The sequence below is a fragment of the Sphaerisporangium sp. NPDC088356 genome (assembly GCF_040685555.1).
Classification (GTDB): domain Bacteria; phylum Actinomycetota; class Actinomycetes; order Streptosporangiales; family Streptosporangiaceae; genus Sphaerisporangium.
In genome coordinates this window covers 26,654-44,550 of the sequence record NZ_JBFBIK010000044.1, presented here as the reverse complement: position 1 = coordinate 44,550, position 17,897 = coordinate 26,654, and the positions used below count along the sequence as shown (strand labels likewise).

The 17,897-nt window shown below is 72.8% G+C and carries 17 protein-coding genes; 2 read left to right on the top strand and 15 right to left on the bottom strand.

The features are described from left to right. Positions 1-19 precede the first annotated feature (19 nt). From AB0O34_RS18370 to AB0O34_RS18340, 7 genes are all read right to left on the bottom strand, one after another. Positions 20-826 (bottom strand): ABC transporter ATP-binding protein, encoded by an 807-nt coding sequence (locus tag AB0O34_RS18370; protein ID WP_363916670.1) that lies wholly within the window; start codon positions 824-826, stop codon positions 20-22. After that, the gene (locus AB0O34_RS18365) at positions 813-1,562 is read right to left on the bottom strand and encodes an ABC transporter substrate-binding protein (RefSeq protein ID WP_363916668.1); all 750 of its coding nucleotides are present in this window, start codon (positions 1,560-1,562) and stop codon (positions 813-815) included. The genes AB0O34_RS18370 and AB0O34_RS18365 overlap by 14 nt, the downstream gene beginning before the upstream one ends. Positions 1,563-1,823: 261 nt before the next feature. Continuing rightward, positions 1,824-2,126, bottom strand: coding sequence for a hypothetical protein (locus tag AB0O34_RS18360; protein ID WP_363916666.1), 303 nt, complete (start codon positions 2,124-2,126; stop codon positions 1,824-1,826). 178 nt (positions 2,127-2,304) lie between these two features. After that, a complete protein-coding gene (locus tag AB0O34_RS18355; protein WP_363916664.1) occupies positions 2,305-4,233 on the bottom strand; it encodes an FUSC family protein in 1,929 nt (642 codons plus the stop codon). A 13-nt stretch (positions 4,234-4,246) separates the two neighbouring features. Further along, complete coding sequence (locus AB0O34_RS18350) at positions 4,247-6,337, bottom strand: xanthine dehydrogenase family protein molybdopterin-binding subunit (RefSeq protein ID WP_363916662.1); 2,091 nt, start codon at positions 6,335-6,337, stop codon at positions 4,247-4,249. Continuing rightward, a complete protein-coding gene (locus AB0O34_RS18345) occupies positions 6,334-7,320 on the bottom strand; it encodes a xanthine dehydrogenase family protein subunit M (RefSeq protein WP_363916660.1) in 987 nt (328 codons plus the stop codon). Before AB0O34_RS18345 ends, AB0O34_RS18350 begins: the two co-directional genes overlap by 4 nt. Continuing rightward, complete coding sequence (locus tag AB0O34_RS18340; RefSeq protein ID WP_363916694.1) at positions 7,317-7,859, bottom strand: 2Fe-2S iron-sulfur cluster-binding protein; 543 nt, start codon at positions 7,857-7,859, stop codon at positions 7,317-7,319. Before AB0O34_RS18340 ends, AB0O34_RS18345 begins: the two co-directional genes overlap by 4 nt. A 226-nt stretch (positions 7,860-8,085) precedes the next feature. Between AB0O34_RS18340 and AB0O34_RS18335 the strand changes: the two genes are divergently transcribed. Next, a complete protein-coding gene (locus AB0O34_RS18335) occupies positions 8,086-8,706 on the top strand; it encodes a cupin domain-containing protein (RefSeq protein ID WP_363916658.1) in 621 nt (206 codons plus the stop codon). Between the two features lie 140 nt (positions 8,707-8,846). On the opposite strand, the gene AB0O34_RS18330 is transcribed toward AB0O34_RS18335, so the two are convergent. Continuing rightward, on the bottom strand, positions 8,847-9,731 hold the full coding sequence (locus AB0O34_RS18330) for a tryptophan 2,3-dioxygenase family protein (protein WP_363916656.1): 885 nt from the start codon (positions 9,729-9,731) through the stop codon (positions 8,847-8,849). A 145-nt stretch (positions 9,732-9,876) separates the two neighbouring features. Here AB0O34_RS18330 and AB0O34_RS18325 point away from each other — a divergent pair, with 145 nt between their 5' ends. Next, positions 9,877-10,308: an Lrp/AsnC family transcriptional regulator gene (locus AB0O34_RS18325; protein ID WP_363916692.1), complete on the top strand. Its 432-nt coding sequence runs from the start codon at positions 9,877-9,879 to the stop codon at positions 10,306-10,308. A gap of 3 nt (positions 10,309-10,311) precedes the next feature. On the opposite strand, the gene AB0O34_RS18320 is transcribed toward AB0O34_RS18325, so the two are convergent. The 7 genes from AB0O34_RS18320 to AB0O34_RS18290 all read right to left on the bottom strand — a co-directional run bounded on the left by AB0O34_RS18320 (position 10,312) and on the right by AB0O34_RS18290 (position 17,896). After that, positions 10,312-11,478, bottom strand: a complete 1,167-nt coding sequence (locus AB0O34_RS18320) for an alpha/beta hydrolase (protein WP_363916654.1) — start codon at positions 11,476-11,478, stop codon at positions 10,312-10,314. A 3-nt stretch (positions 11,479-11,481) separates the two neighbouring features. Then, a complete protein-coding gene (locus AB0O34_RS18315; protein ID WP_363916652.1) occupies positions 11,482-12,582 on the bottom strand; it encodes an LLM class flavin-dependent oxidoreductase in 1,101 nt (366 codons plus the stop codon). Positions 12,583-12,662: 80 nt separating this feature from the next. Continuing rightward, the gene (locus AB0O34_RS18310) at positions 12,663-13,139 is read right to left on the bottom strand and encodes a TIGR04076 family protein (RefSeq protein ID WP_363916650.1); all 477 of its coding nucleotides are present in this window, start codon (positions 13,137-13,139) and stop codon (positions 12,663-12,665) included. Positions 13,140-13,195: 56 nt separating this feature from the next. Then, positions 13,196-14,431 carry an amidohydrolase family protein gene (locus AB0O34_RS18305; RefSeq protein WP_363916648.1) on the bottom strand — a complete coding sequence of 412 codons (1,236 nt, stop codon included), beginning with the start codon at positions 14,429-14,431 and terminating at the stop codon, positions 13,196-13,198. A gap of 265 nt (positions 14,432-14,696) precedes the next feature. Beyond that, positions 14,697-15,542 (bottom strand): glutamate ABC transporter substrate-binding protein, encoded by an 846-nt coding sequence (locus tag AB0O34_RS18300; protein ID WP_363916646.1) that lies wholly within the window; start codon positions 15,540-15,542, stop codon positions 14,697-14,699. A gap of 13 nt (positions 15,543-15,555) precedes the next feature. Continuing rightward, positions 15,556-16,911 (bottom strand): hypothetical protein, encoded by a 1,356-nt coding sequence (locus AB0O34_RS18295; RefSeq protein WP_363916644.1) that lies wholly within the window; start codon positions 16,909-16,911, stop codon positions 15,556-15,558. A gap of 112 nt (positions 16,912-17,023) precedes the next feature. Continuing rightward, positions 17,024-17,896 carry an FHA domain-containing protein gene (locus tag AB0O34_RS18290; RefSeq protein WP_363916642.1) on the bottom strand — a complete coding sequence of 291 codons (873 nt, stop codon included), beginning with the start codon at positions 17,894-17,896 and terminating at the stop codon, positions 17,024-17,026. Position 17,897: the final 1 nt, after the last annotated feature.

Below are 17,897 nucleotides of genomic sequence, written 5' to 3'. Positions count from 1 at the left end.
CGGTGGCCGGCCTGCGGGTTCAGGCGGCGGCGCGCACGGCGTGGCCGATGGTGGCGCGCAGGGACGCGTACTCGGGAAGGGCGCGCAGCTCGTCGGGCTCCATTCCGGTCCTCGGCAGGCCGACCTCGACGTCGAGGGCGACCCGTCCCGGGCGGCGGGTCAGCACGACGACGCGGCTGCCGAGGAACACCGCCTCGTCGACGCTGTGGGTGACGAACACCGAGGTGCGGCCGGTGTCCGCGCTCACCTGGCGCAGGTCCTCCTGCAGCCGCTCGCGGGTGAGGGCGTCCAGCGCGGCGAACGGCTCGTCGAGCAGCAGCAGGGGGTTGTCCGCCGCCAGTGCCCTGGCGATGGCCACGCGCTGTTGCTGGCCTCCGGAGATCTGCCAGATCCTCCGGTCGGCCACATCGTGCAGGCCGACCTGTTCGAGCAGTTCGGGAACCCTGCGCAGGCGTTCCTGGCGGGGCACCCCCGCATAGCGCAGGGCCAGCTCGACGTCGCCGCCGACGCTCCTCCAGGGGAAGAGCCGAGGCTGCTGGAACACCAAACCGGCGCCCCTGCCAGGCACCGGCTCGACGCCGCCGATGCGCACCGATCCGGAGGTGGGCGGCTCGAACCCGGCGACGAGGCGCAGCAGGGTGCTCTTGCCGCAACCCGACGCCCCGACGAGCACCAGGAACGCGCCTCGCGGAACCGTGAGGGACACCGGTCCGAGCGCGGTGACGGCGGCCTGGCCCCGGCCGTACACGTGCTCGACCTCGCGCACGTCCACGGCGGCGGCCTCCGCGGTCCGCGCGGCCGGGTCCGCGATGTCAGGAGAGCGCACGCGGAAGCCCCTTGTTGTAGCTCGCCTTCTGTACGGTCGCGAGGTCGGGCACCGCGTCGATCTTCTGCTGCCGCTTGAGGAACTCCGCGGCGCTGACCAGGTTCCGCGCGAGCCCGCCGACCTGGTCCGGCGTGCCCAGCCACTCCTGGCTCGACAGGTCGGCAGGCGAGAGGAACACGCCCTGGCCGAGCTGGTTCGCGGCGTCCGCCGGGCTGATGTTGAGCTCCGCGCCGACGGCGGTGGCCGCGGCGTCCCTGTCGGTCGCGATCAGCGTGAGCGCCCGGGCCTCGGCCCTGCGCCAGGCGTCGACGGCGTCGGGGTGGGCCTCCGCGAAGGCTGTGGAGACCACGCCGAGGTCCAGCGTGGGGTTGCCCGCCGTGGCGAGCTCGCGGCTGCTGACGAGCACCTTGCCGTTCTTCTTGAGGGTGTCGAGCGCGGGCAGCCAGACGTACGCCGCGTCGATGTCGCCGCGCGTCCAGGCGGCCAGGATGTCCTGCGGCTCCAGGTCGACGACGGTCAGGGCCGACTCGGGGACCTTCGCCCTGTCCAGGGCCGCGAGCAGGCTGTAGTGGGCGGTGGAGGCGAACGGGGTGCCGACCTTCTTGCCGCGCAGGTCCCCGACCGACGAGATGCCCGCGCCGTCGCGGGCGACCAGCGCCTCGTTGTCCCCGGCCACGTCCAGGATGAACGCCACCTGGTAGGGGATGTTCAGCGGCGCCGACAGCCCGCGCGCCACCGGGCTGGAGCCGATGGCGGCGATGTCGCCCGGCGTGGTGCGGGAGGGAGGGAAGCGGCCGGCGGCTGGCGCCCTTTACCGGCCGGGGGACGCGGTCAGGAGCGGCAGGTCGTACCCCTGAGGCGGCACAGGTCGACGTGAAGCCGCCGGACCAGCGACGGACTCGTAAACATACCTATTTCCTACCGTAAATACAGGGATTATGCAAGCCCACCTCCCACCCCCAACCGTGCGCCCGTCCCCAGCGCCCTTCGCGGACGCTCAGTGCTCGTCGCAGTGGCCGTCGTGGACGCTGTGGCGGTGCCCGTCGTGGATGTAGTCCACGTGGTCGCCGTGCGGCACGGACACGTGCCCGCAGCCGCTCCCGTGCTGGTGCGTGTGGCCCTCGTGCACGACATGGCCCGCCGGTTCGCACTCGTAGGCTTCCATCCCCTCGACCCGGTGGATGCACCGGTCGTGGACGTAGTCGACGTGGTCTCCGTGCGGAATCGCCACATGGCCGCACCCGGCCTGGTGGACGTGGTCGTGGTCAGTGTGCCGGCGTCGCTCGGTGGACACTTTCACCCTGTCTCCCCCCGTTGATGTCCTCGGGGCACCATGCGCCTCACCCCCGATCACCTGCACATATACCCATGCGGGCGAGATCAACCCCGCCCCGGGAACCCGGATCGCCGATCATGGCCGATGCATCACCGACCCCTGGCATTCCCTCGGGGCATCCAGCGCCGGCACTGGGGAGGCGTCAGCGGGAGGGGGCTTCGGAGAGGGTGGCCCGGAGGCCGCGGAGGGCGCAGTCGACGCGTGCCAGGGCGTCGTCGCCTGCCGGTTCGGGCTGATCACCGGTCGGGCGGCCGGCGCGGACGCTGTCGGCGATGTCGTCCAGCGACTCGGCTGCTGCCTGAACCGCCTCCTTTGAGGGGGGCGGCGCACCGTGGTCGGTGCGGGCGACGGTGGCGGCGGTCGCGTCGGCCACGTGTTCCAGCGCGGTCATCGCCGGCATCCAGGTGGTGATGCGCCTGCTGACCATCGGGGGCTCGGTCAGGGCCCGCTGGAAGACCGTGCGCAGGTCCGCCAGGGCGTCGAACGCCTCGCGGTGGAGCAGCGCGCGTCTCGGATCGTCCCGGTCGAAGGCGTGCCGCAGGTAGCGCGCCGTCGCCGACACCGCGTCCGCGAAGCGCGGCCCCACCGGAGCCTGCCAGTTCGCCGGCCACGGCAGGTAGCCGAGGAGCAGGACGATGGCGCAGCCGATCAGGGTGTCCACCAGCCGGATCTCCGCCAGCTTGGGGCCCGCCCCGGTCAGCAGGTCGACGAGCAGCACGACCAGCGGCACCTGGAACGTCGACATCAGCCCCCAGTTGCGCTGCTGCCCGTACGGCAGGAGGGCGGCGAAGATCGCGATGGGGATCAGGATCGCCGGGCCGTAGGGCACCACGGAGAGGATCACGGTGCCGATCACCGCGCCGACGACGGTGCCGATCCCCCGTTGCATGGCCCGCGCGAAGACCGAGCCGAAGTCGGGCTTCAGCACCAGGGCGACGGTCAGCATCGTCCAGTAGGAACGCTGGATCCAGTGCAGCTCGCTGATCGCCGCCGCGGCTCCCATGCACAGCGCCAGCCTGATCGCGTAGACGCGGGTCAGGTGCCCGTACCGCATCCGCTCCCACACGGACCTGAGCCGCGTGCCGTACCCGACGCGCTCGTAGGGCAGTTGCTCGGCCGCCACGTCCGCGCCGGACACCAGCTCGACGGCATCCTGCACGGCCGAGCACAGCGCCCGCAGGGCGGGCGAGTCGGCCTCGCACCCCGGCAACCCCGTGGGGGGCGCACCGCCGCTCAGGGCGTCGGTGATCGCCCGGACGGTTCCGGCGATCTCCGGCGGCGGTTCGCGGTTCTCCTGGTTCAGCGAGACCAGCGCGTGGCGTATCTGCGAGGCCTGGTTCAGCAGGGCGATCAGCCGCGTACGTTCCGGATCGGGCCCCGCCGCCGACGAGCGGGCGCCGAACACCGTCTCGTAGGCGTTCTTGAGCGTGGTGTCGAACGCCGACAGGGCGACGGCCCGCTCCGGCCCCGGTTCCTCGAAGAGGCGGCCGAGCTCGCGGTACACCTGCGCGACCGCCGCCTCCTCCGCGGCGCGGGGACGCAGGGGCCAGGCGGCCACCGACAGCACCAGCGCCCACGCGGCCCCCAGCAGGTAGGCCAGGGCGCCCGCGAGGGACGTCTCCGGGTAGGGCACGCCGATGCCGAGCACCGTCATCACCAGCAGCTGGAGCGCGCTCAGCGAGCCCGCCGCCCCGCTCGTGCTGATGAGCGCGGAGACCACCGAGACGACGACCACGACCGGCACCGTCCACCAGCCGAGCCCGCGGACCGCGTGGCCGATCATGTACCCCGCCGCACCGCCGACCGCGGCGGAGGCGATGCGGATGATCCGGGCCCGGTACGAGCCGCCGCGGTCGGCCAGCGCCGCCGCCATGGCGCCCATGGCGGGCAGCAGGCCCATCGTGATCCGCCCGGCGGCCAATCCGACCACCAGCGGGGTCGTGACCGAGGCCGCGACCCGGGCCATCGCCCCCCAGCGGGGACGCACCTGGACCGGCCGTACCGTCTCCAGCAGCCAGCCGGGGGCGACGTCGGCCAGCCGGTCGGCGGGGCGCCGGAAGAGCCCGGTCATGCTCCCGCCGCGTTCAGCGCACCAGCTTGTCCAGGCGGATCGGCAGATCGCGGATCCGGACGCCGGTGGCGTGGTGGACGGCGTTGGCGATGGCCGCGGCGGTGCCGACGATGCCGATCTCGCCGATGCCCTTGGAGCCCATGGGATTGAGGTGCGGGTCGTCCTCGTCCACCCAGTACGCCTGGATGTCGCGGATGTCGGCGTTGGCCGGGATGTGGTACTGGGCGAGGTCGTGGTTGAGGTAGTCGCCGAACTCGCGGTCCATGATGCTCTCCTCCAGAAGGGCCATGGACAGTCCCATGGTCATGCCGCCGACGAACTGCGAGCGCGCGGTCTTCGGGTTGAGGATCCGGCCCGCGGCGAACACGCCGAGCAGCCGCAGCACCCTGGTCTCACCGGAGTCCACGTCCACGCCCACCTCGGCGAACTGCGCGCCGAACGCGTGCCGCGCGAACTTCGCCTGGTCGCGGATCTCCTGCTTGGTGTCGGCGATGGACTCAAGGCCGGTGGGCGGCACGACGCCGCCTCTGCGTTCCAGCTCCTCCACGAGCATCTCGCAGGCCCGGACCACGGCCGTGCCCCAGGAGGCGGAGCCCATGGACCCGCCCGCCAGGGAGGCCCTGGGCAGCTCACTGTCGCCGATCTCCACCTCCACCATGCCGGGGGACGTGCGCAGGGCGTCGGCGGCGATCTGGGTGAGGATCGTCCTGGCGCCGGTTCCGATGTCGGCGGCGGCGATCCGCACGGTGTACCCGCCGTCCGGCTCGGCCCGGGCGGACGCCATCGAGGCGGCGCGGTAGACGGGGTAGGTGGACGCCGCCACCCCGGTCCCGACCAGCATCCTTCCCCTGCGCCGGATCCCCGGCTCGGGGTCGCGGCCGCTCCAGCCGAAGCGCAGGGCGCCCTCGCGCAGACAGGCGACCAGGTTCCTGGAGCTGAACGGCATGCCGGTCTCGGGGTCGACGGCAGGATCGTTGCGTATGCGCAGCTCCACCGGGTCGACGCCGCACGCCGACGCCAGCTCGTCCATCGCCGACTCCAGCGCGAACATGCCCGGCGCCTCTCCGGGCGCGCGCATCCACGAGGGCGTCGGGACGTCCAGCCGGACGAGCCGGTGGGTGGTGCGCCGGTGCGGTGCCGCGTACATGATCCGCGTGGCCACGGTGCTCTGCTCGGCGAACTCCGAGAGCGTGGAGCTCTGCTCGTACGCGTCGTGCGTGATCGCGACCAGCCGCCCGTCGGCCTCGGCGCCGAGCCTCACGCGCTGGATGGTCGGCGTGCGGTACCCCGTGACGGCGAACATCTGGCGGCGGGTCACCGCCAGCTTGACCGGGCGGCCGACCTGCTTGGCGGCGAGCGCGGCGAGGACCACGTGGGGATGGGCGCGGCCCTTGGCCCCGAAGCCGCCTCCGACGTACGGCGAGATGACGCGCACCTGGGCGGGCGGCATGCCGAACAGCGGCGCGACCACCATGCGCAGCGCCGAGGCCCCCTGGGTGGAGTCGTAGAGCGTCAGCCCGTCGCCGTCCCACACGGCGACCGTGGCGTGCGGTTCCATGGGGTTGTTGTGCTCGGCCGGCGTGCTGTAGGTGGCGTCGACCGTGACCGGCGCCGCGGCCAGCGCGGCGTCCGGGTCGCCCTGCTGGAGGTCGGTCGGGAGGTTCGGGTTGACGTGCTCGGGACGGTACATCCTCGGGTGGCCGGCCAGCAGCTCGACGTCGTGCTCCTCGGCCGCGTACTCGATCTGCAGCAGCCCGGCGGCCTCCCTGGCGTCCTCGTAGGTCTCGGCCACCACGACCGCGATGTACTGGCCCCGGTACGCCACCCGCCGCGACTGCAGTACGGCCAGCTCGGCGTCGTCGGAGGGCGCGAGCCGGGGCGCGTTTCCGTGCCAGATCGCCGCGATCACGCCGGGCTGCTTGAGCACGCCGTCCACGCCAACGTGGATGATCTCCCCCCGGGCGATGGTCGACTGGACCGGGTAGGCGTAGACCAGATCGCGCGGGTTGTTCTCGTAGGCGTACCTGGCCCGGCCGGTGACCTTCTGCAGGGCGTCCACCCGATCGAGGGCCGTGCCGACATACCTCGTGCCGGTGGTGGTCATCGCATCTCCACGAGATCGGCGAGTACACGGATCAGAACATTTCGGGCGAGCGGCACCTTGAACCCGTTGAGCGGCAACGGCCGGGCCCGGGCCAGCTCGATGTCGGCCGCGCGGGCGAACTCCGCCTCGGTCGCGGGCGCGCCGCGCAGCGCGGCCTCCGCGGCCTCGGCCCGCCAGGGCACGTGCGCGACGGCACCGAGGGCGATGCGGCAGTCGCGCACCACCCCGTCCGACACCTCGAGCGCCGCCGCCACCGACACCACCGCGAACGAGAACGACGCCCGGTCGCGCACCTTTCGGTAGCGGGACCGGGCCGCGAACGGCAGCGCGGGCAGCTCCACGGCCGTGATCAGGTCGCCGGGTTCTAGCACGGTGTCTCGGTCGGGCCGGTCGCCGGGAAGCCGGTGCAGGCCCGGCATCGGCACGCTCTTCGGACCCTCGCGGCCCTCCACGTGGACCACCGTCCCGAGGGCCGCCAGCGCGACCGCCATGTCCGAGGGGTGGGTAGCGACGCAACTGTCGGAGTGGCCGAGGATCGCCAGGTTGCGGTGGTCCCCCGTACGGGCGGGGCAGCCCGAGCCGGGGCTGCGCTTGTTGCACGGCTTGGTGACGTCCTGGAAGTAGGAGCAGCGGGTGCGCTGGAGCAGGTTGCCGCCCACGGTCGCCATGTTGCGTATCTGCCCGGAGGCGCCCGACAGCACGGCCTGCGCGAGCATCGGGTAGCGCCGCCGTACCAGGGGGTGCGCGGCGAGGTCGCCGTTGCGGACCGCCGCGCCGACGCGCAGGCCGCCGCCGGGGGTCTCCTCGACCGTGTCGCCGGCGACGCGGGTGACGTCGACCAGCGTGCCGGGCGACACCACACCCAGCCGCATGAGGTCGACCAGGTTGGTGCCCCCGCCGAGATACATGGCGTCCGCGACGGCGACGGCCGAGTCCACCGCCGCTCGCGGGGTGGAGGCGCGCTCGTAGGAGAAGGGCCTCATCGCGCCACCTCACCGATGGCCGCGACGATGCCGGGGTAGGCGCCGCATCGGCACAGGTTGCCGCTCATCCGCTCGCGGATCTCGTCGTCGTCGAGCTTCATCGGCCCCAGCTCGGCGCCGATGTCGGGGGTGACCGCGCTCGGCCAGCCGTCCGCCGCCTCAGCGAGCATGCCCACCGCCGAGCAGAGCTGCCCCGGCGTGCAGTAGCCGCACTGCAGGGCGTCGTACTCGATGAACGCCTCCTGCAGCGGATGCGGAATGCCGTCCTTCGCCAGTCCCTCGACGGTGGTGATGTCCCTGTCGTCCACGGTGACCGTGAGCGTCAGGCAGGACTTCACCCGCCTGCCGTCGACCAGCACCGTGCACGCCCCGCACTGGCCGTGGTCGCAGCCCTTCTTGGACCCGGTGAGGTCAAGGCGCTCCCGCAGCGTGTCGAGGAGCGTCTCACGGTTGTCCACCGTGACGGGATGCCGGCGGCCGTTGACGGAGAGCCTGAGGTCGGCGGTGATCCGAGCCGGTGCGGCGTCACCCTGGGTCATGTTAGCTTCGCCCTTCACCCGCGCTTCCCTACCCCAGCTTCCACCTGCCCTATCCCACGAAACGTTCATCCCTGCCCCTTCGACCGGCAGCGCGCGGGCGGGCTGAACCACCACACCGGAACGGTTGCGGAAAGCCCAGGTTGGCACGGGGGCGCCGCCTGTTGTGAAATATGTAGGGCTGGACCACAAAGCGCGGCCGCGCCGCTCGATCGAGGAGGGCTTTCCGGTGGGCACCTCGGAGCAGCAGGGCCGCGACTACCGCGAGCGCCGGGACGCGGTCGGCGCCCGGATGCGCCGGTTCCGCAAGGAACGCGGCCTGACCCTGCGCGGCCTGTCCACCCGTTCCGGGCTCTCGATCGGATTCCTCTCGCAGGTTGAGCGCGGCATCTCGTCCATCGGCCTCACCGCGCTGAACGGCGTGGCGGCGGCGCTCGACCGGAGCGTGGCGGAGTTCTTCGACGACGACCAGCAGGCCGACGGCGAGCGGGCGACGGTCGCCAGGCTGCCGTCCCACTTCACGCTCACCCGGGCCGCGACGGCGGCCACCGAGTACGTCTCCGGCCAGCAGACCTACCGCATGCTCTCCGCCCGGGGGCCGAGCCTCGTGCTCGAACCGCTGCTCGTGCACATCGCCCCCGGCGGGCGGCGCGAGGACGCCTACGGCCACGCCGGCGAGGAGTTCGCCTTCGTGCTCGACGGCGAGCTTCTGTACGAGGTGGACGGGGTGGAGCACCGGCTGCACGCCGGCGACAGCGTCCACCTGCGTTCCACGGTGCCGCACGCCATGTACAACGACACCGACCGCGTGACCACCGTGGTGTCGGTGGTCACGCCCCGTCTGTTCTGACCCCTCCAGCACAACGTTCTGTTACGTGGGACAGAACACCATGAACACCGCCGCGCAGGCATTTTCCGGTGTGAACGCGCAGTTTTCCGGCGCGTACGGGTGTGAGGACGCGCGTCCCGAGCCGGGGCCTCGGAGCGGGCTCACATCACCGTGCGGGCCGACCACAGCTCGGGGAAGACGTCGCGGCGCAGGCTCCGCTCCAGCCAGCTCAGGCCGCTGGACCCGCCGGAACCGGGCTTGGCCCCCATCGACCGGCGCACCGCCATGAGATGCCGGTAGCGCCAGTCGGAGAAGCGCTCGGACAGGTCGGTCAGCGTCTCGCCGAGCGTCCACAGCTCGTCGCCGGGTCCGCGCCCGGCGTAGATCTCGACCCAGGCCGCCTCCACGAGCGGGCTCGCGGCGTACTCCGCACCGGGGTCCCCCACCTCCGGGATCTCGAACCCGCGCCTGGCGAGCAACGCCAGCACACTGTCGTACAGGCTGGGGCGCTCCAGGGCCTCAAGAAGCTCGCGATAGACCTCTGGGCTGCGCCGATGCGGCCTGGTGAGCGGCTCGGACTTGTTGCCCAGCAGGAACTCCAGGTGCCGGTACATGGCCGACTGGAAGCCGGACGCCTCGCCCAGCGCGCCGCGGAAGGAGTTGAACTGCGCGGGCGTCAGCCAGCTCAGCGCCCCCCAGGCGGCGTTCAGGCCTTCGAAGTAGCGCACGCTCCGGGCGAGCACCGCGGTCGCCTGGACCACCTGGTCGGCGTCCAGCATCCGCTGAGCCAGCCGCCACTCCGAGCGGATCAGCCCGAAGTAGAGCTCCATGATCTGAGTGGTCACCAGGAACGCCCGCTCCTCGGGCACGTCGGTGATCGGCCGCTGGAGCCCGTGCAGGACCTCCGCCGCCACGTAGTCGTCGTAGGGGGTGCCGGAGGTGAACTCCAGGGTGGGTGAGCCGTGATCGGCCGCCACCCGGGAGGCACGCTGCCGCCCGCCCACCGCCCGTACCCGTGCACCGCCGGCCCGCCGCCTGCTCGTCATGGCAACTCCTCAGTTCACCTCCATGTTCACTTAGATAGAATTTTAGTGAAATGATGAGGCAATGGCGATTCGACCGTTTCACTTTCGGAACGGAAGGTGCAGGACGGTTTCGGTTTGCGGATAACGGAGCGTGACCGTGGACGCGATGGACTGGGCCCTTCTGGCCGAACTGCAGGCCGACGCGAGATTGTCCTTCAGCGAGCTGTCCCGGCGGGTGCACCTGTCGGCGCCGGCCGTCGCCGAGCGCGTGAGGCGGCTGGAGGAGGCCGGGGTGATCGCCGGCTACCACGCGCGGGTGGACCTGGCCCGGGCCGGGCGCAAGGTGAGCGCGCTGATCCGCATGTCCTGCTACGGCGTGCGCTGCGTGCTCAGGGACGAGCAGGCGCTGGCCTGGCCGGAGATCGTGGAGGTGCACCGCGTCACCGGCGACACCTGCTGCCTGCTGCGCGTGGCGACCACCTCGATGGGAGCCTTCGAGGAGCTGATCGACCGCCTGGCACCCTACGGCCAGCCCTCCAGCATGATGATGCTCTCCAGCCCCATCCCCTGGCGCCCGCTCACCCCCGCCGACGGCTGATCCTCAGCGCCGCGCGCCGAGGCTTGAGTCCATCGCGTCCGCGGTGGCTCGCCAGATCGGCGCGGCCGGGTCGATGACGTCGAAGTGGTCGCCGGGGAGTTCCAGGTAGAACGCCTCCTGCCCGGCGGCCCGCGCGTACCTGCGGCCGGAGTCCAGGAGGTCGGGGTCGTCGGAGGCGCCCTGGACGACGATCTGCGGCATCCCGAGCGGGAGCCGTTCCATCGGGCTGGACGCGGCGTACACCTCGGGGATCTCCTCCGCGGTGCCTCCCAGCGCGTCGGCGACGGCGCCCGCGCCGACGCGCCGCCGGTCCGCCTCCACGAGGTCGAGCACCCCGGCCAGCGACACCGCGAGCGCCACCCGCGGGCTCCCTGCCCCTTTCGGCCCCATGCCTTCCCCAGACCACCGGGTCTCCGCCGCTTGAGGTGTGTCAAGCGCTTGCGCCGTGTCCGCGGCGACGCGGAGGGCGAGCTGGCCGCCGGCCGAGTGGCCGATGACCGCGATCCTGCCGAGGTCGAGCGGGGCGTCGATCTCGGACAGCGCCGCCACCCCGGCCGCCACGTCGGCGGTGGTGGCGTCCCAGCCGTGCAGGTCGGGGCGGCGGTACTCCATGTTCCAGGATGCGTAGCCGCGGTCGGCGAGGTCGATCGCCAGCGCGTCCATGAGGTCCGCCTCCCAGATCGACCGCCAGTACCCGCCATGGATCAGGACCGCGACCGGCGGGGGCGAGCCGTCCGCCGGGGGCGGCAGCCGCAGCTCCCCCCACTGGTCGGCGTGGCCGCCGTACGGGATGCGCAGGGCGGGCCGTCGCAGCCGGTGCACCGCGTGACGGATGGCCCAAACCAGCCCGAAGACGCCGCGTCCCCGCAGGTGCGCGGCCCCTCCCGCCGCCGGGAGCGAGCCCACGCGGGCCAGGTCGAGCCAGACCGTACGAGGTGAGAAGGCCTCGGGGGTCTCGACGAGCCGCCTGGCGGCCGGGTCAGGACCGGGCAGGGCCACGACCGCGCAGTCTTCCTGCGTCCCGTCGAGCTCGGCCCGAAACGAGGTGGCGTCGGCCGCGACCGTGAAGCGGCCAGGGACCCCGAGCGCGGCGGCCTCGGCCGCCGTCAGGTCCTCAAGGAGCCCGGGGTCCGCCACCAGGCCGGGACCCGCCACGACGAGCACCCGCATGCCTCAGACCTCCAGTCCGTGCCTCGCCCGGCCGCCCACCCTCGCCGCGCCGTACGGGCGCGCGTCGTCCCAACGGTCCGGGACCTGCGCGGTCGCGCCGGATGAGCGGTCGAGCATGGGAAGGACGGCGGCGCCGAGCAGTTCCACTCCCCGGTCGTCGTCGAGGCCGTGGGGGGTGCCGAACTCCACCCGCCGCACACCCGCGTCGATCAGCGTCTGCGCCTGCGCGGCCACCTGCTCGGGGGTGCCGGAGAAGGCGAACAGGTCGAGCAGGTCGTCGGGGATCAGGCCCCCGGCGGCCCGGTCCTGCCCCGCCTCGACCAGCTCCCTCACCCGCGCGAGCAGGTCGGCCGGGATGTCCACGGTGGGGTCCAGCTCGGCCACGACCGCGAGGTACATGGCGACCTCCGTGCGTGCCCTCGCCCTCGCGGCCGGGCCGTCGGTGGCGACGACGGTTACCGCGCCGAGCACGATGCCGATGTCGCCGGGGTCGCGACCGGCCTGCTCGGCGCCGGCGCGGACCCGCTCGCGGATCACCGGCACCATCGCGGGGTTGGCACTGCCGCCCACCTTGATCTCGTCGGCGACGCGCCCGGCCAGCGCCGCGCCCTTCGGCCCCCAGGCGCCGAGCAGCAGCGGCGGGCGCGGGCGCTGGACGGCGTAGCGCAGCCGCGTGCCGGGGGCGAGGCGGAACACCTCCCCCTCATACCCCTCCGCGTCGCCGCCGAGCAGCCGGTAGACGACCTCGGCCGCCTCGGCGAGCGCGGTGAGCGGCCGGGGCTGGGCGATGCCCACCTCGCCGAGCCAGGTCCCCCGGGCGAGGCCGAGGTAGGCGCGGCCTTTGGAGGCGAGGTCGAGGGTCGCGAGCTGGCCCGCGATCTCGTACGGGGCGAGGGAGTAGGGGTTGAGGCAGGCCGCGCCGAGCCGTACGCGTTCGGTCGCGGCGGCCATCTCCAGCAGGGGGAAGATCGGCGGCTGGTACATCAGGTCGCCGAACACGGTCAGCGCGTCGAACCCGTGCCGTTCGGCCCGGCGCGCGAGCCGGGCGTAGTCGCCGGGCCGCTTGTCGCTCTGCAGGCCGAGCCCGATCTCGGCAATGTTCATCGGAATCCTCCCGGATTCATCCATGTGGGGAGCACGCCGACTCCCTTCATCCGTATGGGGAGCACGTCAACCGCCCGGGGTCAGGTCAGGTCGGCGGAGTTCATCCGGCGGCGGCGGGTGCGCTCCACCCGCATCACCAGCCGCTCCTCCGAGTCCGGGCAGGCGAACAGCGAGTCCTGGGCGAGCCAGTCGCCCGCGGCGAGGTCGCGCTGCTTGGCCGCGAGGAACGGCAGGACCGCGGCGAGCGCGTACACGCAGAAATGCTCGCCGTCGGGCAGGCGCAGGTGCGCGCTGTGCTCCAGTTCGAAGCGGTCGCCGACCCGCATGCCGCAGACCGACCTGCCCTCGATGCGATCGACCACGACCCTCAGGTCATACAGCTCCATGTCCCCGGCCCCGCCCTGGGCCTCTCCGGGAGCGGCCTGCTCGCCGCCCATCTCAGGTTCACCGGTTCTCCCGGCTCCCCCTGTCTCCTGCGGGTCTCCTGGGACGGCCTGCTCGCCGCCCGTCTCGGCCTCGGCGGCTCCCTGCCGGCCCCCGGCCTGCGGTCCTGCCACGGTGAAACCCTCCTCCGGATCATCGCGAACGTGATCGCGGCCGCAGGCCTCGCGTGTCACGAGCCCGGCCGTCCGGCGAGGTCGTCGCGGACGACCTCGCCGCCCTTCATCACCCACCGGACCGTGCGGAAGGCCGAGGTGTCCTGCAGCGGGTCGGCGTCCATCGCGATCAGATCGGCGTACCGGCCGGCTTGGACCGTGCCGAGGTCGGCGTCGGCGCCGAGCCAGCGTGCCGGGCCCAGCGTGCCCGCGTGAAGGGCGCGGGCCGGGCCGAGCCCCGCCTCCGACATGTACTCAAGCTCCCGCACCGTCGCGTTCGTCCCCTCGAACTGCCAGAACGGCGGCATGTCGCTGCCGAGGAGCACCTGGACGCCCGCGGCGAGCGCCATGGCGTAACTCTCCAGGTGCCGCGGACCCGCGCCGAGCGAGCGGCACTGCATCCACTCGGGCACCCCGAGCTCGTCGAAGAACTCCTTGCACCGCGTCACGAGCAGCGTGGGCACCAGGGCGGTGCCGCGTTCGGCCATCGCCGCCGCGACCTCGGGCGTGAGCTCGTAGCCGTGCTCGACGCAGTCGAGTCCGAGCTCCACGGCCTGGGCGACCACCTCGGCGGGGCCCGCGTGCGCGGTGACCTTGCGGCCCCACGCGTGCGCGGTCGCCAGGACCGCCGCCATCTCGTCGGCGAACAGCTGCGGCGTGTCGATACGCTCGTGCTCGCCCGCGATGCCGCCCGAGATCATGACCTTGATCAGGTCGGCGCCCGCCTTGATCTGGGCGCGAACGCCCCGCCGGAACTCGTCGGGGCCGTCGCACTCCAGGGTGTCCGTGCTGTCGTGCCCGTGGCCGCCGGTGCAGACCAGAGCCCTGCCGGCCGTGAAGACACGCGGCCCGGCAGCCCTGCCCGACTCGATCGCGCGCCGTAGCGCGAAGTCCGCGTGGTCCTTCTCGGCCACGCATCTCACCGTCGTGACGCCGCAGTGCAGCGTGCGGCGGGCACCGTCCGCCATGTACAGCGCGAGGTCGTGCGGTCCCATGGCCCTGACGCTCTCCCCGCCCTGGCCGGGCAGCGACAGCGACAGGTGGGTGTGCATGTTGACGAGGCCGGGTGTGACGTAGGCGCCGCCGAGGTCGACGCGCCGGAGATCCCCCGCCCGTTCGAGGATCTCCTCGCGAGGCCCTGCGGCGCCGATGCGGTCCCCCTGGACCAGCACCGCCGCGTCACGGAGCGGGTCCAGGCCATCGGCCGCCCTGCCGTCGACCACCGTGCAGTTGACGATGACCATGTCGCCCATCGGCCGGCCTCGATCCATGAGATGACCCGAAGTTCATGAACAAGAGCGCGGCTTGTTCACCCGTAATATAGCCGTCCGCCCACGATGTCCCACGCCACCCCCACCTCAGGGGCTCCACCGTGTTCACTAAATTTCACGACATAGGCCATATGTCACCTTCGCCCGGGTTTACGACCCCCGACGCCGGAGCCCGGAGACAGGCGATGGCAGGCCAGGCGTAGCGTTCCCCGGCAGGGAGCGGCCCCGCACGCCCGGCACGATCGGTTCAGCCGCAGCCCTCGAACTGGGGGACGGTGAAGCTGAGGGCCAGCCCTGACTTGGCGAACCACTTCTGCAGCAGCTTCTTGGCCGTCCCGTCCTGGTACATCTCGGTGATCGCCTTGTTGACCGCCTCGCAGCCGTCGACGTCCCCCGTGCGGATGCCAACGCCGTACCTCTCGTCGCTGAACGGCGCGTTGACGATCTTGGTGCCCGAGGTGGCGAACCCCGCGAGGATCAGGTCGTCGGTCGAGACCGCGTCCACCGTGCTCGCCTTGAGGTCGCGGACGCACTCGCTGTACGACGCCGACTGCACCAGCGTGACCGGGATCTTGCGCTCCTCCTTCACCCGGCGCCAGGAGTTGGACCCCGTCACCTGGCAGAGCTTGCGGTCACGCAGGTCGCGCACGTTGGTGACGCCGCTCTCGCCCGCCCTGACCAGCGTGTCCTGGTGGGCCACGTAGTAGGGCCCGCCGAAGGAGACCTTCGTCTTGCGTTCAGGGGTGATCGAGTAGGTCGCGACGACGAGGTCCGCCGAGCCGCCCATGAGCATCTTCTCGCGCTCGGACGAGGGCGCCGCGACGAACGTGGCCGGCTTGCCGAGCTTGCGCGCGATGTAGGTGGCGACGTCGATGTCGAACCCGCTGAACTTGCCGTCCCGCGCCTTGACCCCGAGCCCAGGCTGGTCCGGCTTCACGCCGATGACCAGCGAGTCCTTGTCCAGGATGGACGTGCCTGCGGCGCAGGCCGAGGCGAGCGGGATCGCGACCGCCGCGACCAATGCCACGGCGGCGGCGCGCCGCGGCCGACCGTTCCCGCGCCCCGCGCGGCGCTTCCGAGTGAGCGTGACCATCAAGACGTTCCCTTCAGCGGTACTCGGCGAGCCGGGGCCGGACACCGATGAGGATCAGCAGGATGGCGGCCAGCGCCGCGACCGGCGGCACCACGTTCCACCCGCCGAGCGCGTCGTCCCCGTCGCGTACCGCGGAGTCGAAGGCCTCGCGGTGCAGGGCGGTGAGCTGCACCAGGGCGTCGTCGTACGCGCCGAACGCGGGCCCCATGGCGTCGCCGATGGCGTTCCGCCGCATCCCGCCCTCGGCCGAGCGCCGTATCCGCTGGTCGTTCTGCTGGAACGCCTGGTACAGCTTGAGCACCTTGCCGATGGCCTCCCGCTGCCCGGGCAGGGTGACGTGGGCGGCCTCCGAACCGTAGAAGCCGAGGAAGTCGGCCTTCCCCGGGTAGGCGGCTAGCCCGGCGTCCACGGCGGCGTAGTACTTGTCGAGGTTGCCGCCGGGGACGTAGAGCACGGCCTGCGACTTGTCGAGGTACACCTGCTCGTAGGTGTCGGCCCGCTGCGGGTCGAGCAGGTACCTGCTCTCGTCGCCGTGCATGGTGTTGCCGATGGCGCGGGCACGCGACAGCGCGAGCACGGAGTTGAAGCCGTTCTCCTTGGCGTCGGTGAGCACGCCGCCCTCGTGTTGCAGCACGACCACCGCGGCGACGGTCAGGGCGCCGGTGACCAGCGTGGCGATCAGCAGCGGCAGGTTGAACGTCCGCCGGAACCCGCGGCTCAGGAAGACCTGCAGCACGATGAGGATCGCGAGGGCGAGCGCCCCGGCGAGGCCGACCCAGACACGCCCCATCTGGACGGCGGACAGCTCGGCGAGGTAGGCGTGCCTGACGATGGTGCCGCTGTCGAGCGTCAGGTTGTACGCCTTGGGCAGCAGGTCGAGCCGCATCAGGTCGGTGGCCTGGCGGTACACGTCGAGCACCGCCTGCGGGGGCGGCCCGGCCTCGTGGCGCGACTGCTCGTCGAGGACCAGCGCGCGTGAGGCCAGCTGCTCGTACCGGCCGAGCCCGTCGAGGAGCGCCCGTACGGTCACCTGCTCGGTGGCGTCGCCACTGGCCAGGTCGGCGGCCTGCAGCACGGCGCGGTCGGCCTGCGAGCGGCGCTCGTCGTAACGGTCGAGGGTGGCCTGGCGGCCGGGGCCGAGCCCGGCGCTGCGGCCGGTGAGCAGCAGGTTCGCGACCTGGGCGTCCATGTCGCTCAGCGCGAAGTACAGGTCGGCGGTGGCGACGACCTGCGGGCCGGCCGTGTGACCGATGGCGTTCAGGCCGTCCTTCGCGTGCCCGATCGCGAGCGCCACCGTCGCGAACAGCAGCAGGACGGCGGCCACGGCGAGGGCGGCGAGCAGGCGGATCCGCCCGGGAACCGTACGCACCCTCCTGATCCGGCGCAGGGGCGTGAAGCCCGGGGCCGGTGCGGGAGGCGCGGCGGGGCCTGGACCCGTGGCAGGAGCGGGTGCGGTGGGGGCGGGTGCGGAAAGTGTCATCTCAGGCCTTCCGCACCGTGATGACGGTCCACGCGCCGACGTGCACGCGGTCGCCGTCGGCGAGGGGAACCGGGACGTTGACCTCCACAGCCTTGCCGTTGACCAGCGTGCCGTTGGCGGACCCGGGGTCGACGAGCTGCCAGGTGCCGCCCGGCTGGGCGAGCAGCACGGCGTGCAGGTGCGAGACGCCGGGATCCTCCGGCGGTTCGGACAGGTCGATCTCGGGCACCATGGGCCGCGACTGCCTGCGCCGCCCGATGCGCATCTCGGCGCCGCTCAGGTGGACCAGCCGCTCCGGGCAGTAGGGCGGGAACGCCACCCATGCCGCGTCGGGACCCCCCTGGGCGATCATCGAGTCGTAGTAGGCGCGGTCGCCCGCGATCACCGCGACCCAGCCGCCGGTCGGGGCCTGCCCCGTCCCGCCGGAGGCCGCCTGGGACGCCGGCGGCTGGACGGGCTGCGCGGGCTGCCACGATCGCGGGGACTCGACGGGCTGGGCCGGCTGCCAGGACTGGCTAGGCCCGCCGGGCCGCACCGGCTGCGGGGGCTGCCACGGCTGGGAGGGCGGGGCGGTGCGGGCGGAGGTCACGGGCCGCGAGGGCTGCACGGCGGCGGGCTGGGCCGTGCGGCCACCGCCGCCGAGCACGAAGTCGTAGCCGCACGTCTCGCAGAACCGGCCGCTGGGCGGCGCCCCGCAGTCGGGGCACGCGCCGGGCTGCCCGGAGCCGCCCGGGGCACCGGGAGCCGCGGCGGGACCGGCGGACGCCGGGCCGGGTGCGGGCACGCCCTGGGCCGGGGTGCCCGACATCAGCGCGCCGCAGATGTCGCAGTATTCCTCGTCGGAGGAGTCGTGCCCTACGGGGCAGGTGGCCATC

Excerpts from the sequence above, each read along its gene's own strand:
- AB0O34_RS18355 (WP_363916664.1), bottom strand. The coding sequence starts at position 4,233 with ATGACCGGGCTCTTCCGGCGCCCCGCCGACCGGCTGGCCGACGTCGCC.
- AB0O34_RS18350 (WP_363916662.1), bottom strand. The coding sequence starts at position 6,337 with ATGACCACCACCGGCACGAGGTATGTCGGCACGGCCCTCGATCGGGTG.
- AB0O34_RS18345 (WP_363916660.1), bottom strand. The coding sequence starts at position 7,320 with ATGAGGCCCTTCTCCTACGAGCGCGCCTCCACCCCGCGAGCGGCGGTG.
- AB0O34_RS18340 (WP_363916694.1), bottom strand. The coding sequence starts at position 7,859 with ATGACCCAGGGTGACGCCGCACCGGCTCGGATCACCGCCGACCTCAGG.
- AB0O34_RS18330 (WP_363916656.1), bottom strand. The coding sequence starts at position 9,731 with ATGACGAGCAGGCGGCGGGCCGGCGGTGCACGGGTACGGGCGGTGGGC.
- AB0O34_RS18325 (WP_363916692.1), top strand. The coding sequence starts at position 9,877 with ATGGACTGGGCCCTTCTGGCCGAACTGCAGGCCGACGCGAGATTGTCC.
- AB0O34_RS18320 (WP_363916654.1), bottom strand. The coding sequence starts at position 11,478 with ATGCGGGTGCTCGTCGTGGCGGGTCCCGGCCTGGTGGCGGACCCCGGG.
- AB0O34_RS18315 (WP_363916652.1), bottom strand. The coding sequence starts at position 12,582 with ATGAACATTGCCGAGATCGGGCTCGGCCTGCAGAGCGACAAGCGGCCC.
- AB0O34_RS18305 (WP_363916648.1), bottom strand. The coding sequence starts at position 14,431 with ATGGGCGACATGGTCATCGTCAACTGCACGGTGGTCGACGGCAGGGCG.
- AB0O34_RS18300 (WP_363916646.1), bottom strand. The coding sequence starts at position 15,542 with ATGGTCACGCTCACTCGGAAGCGCCGCGCGGGGCGCGGGAACGGTCGG.
- AB0O34_RS18290 (WP_363916642.1), bottom strand. The coding sequence starts at position 17,896 with ATGGCCACCTGCCCCGTAGGGCACGACTCCTCCGACGAGGAATACTGC.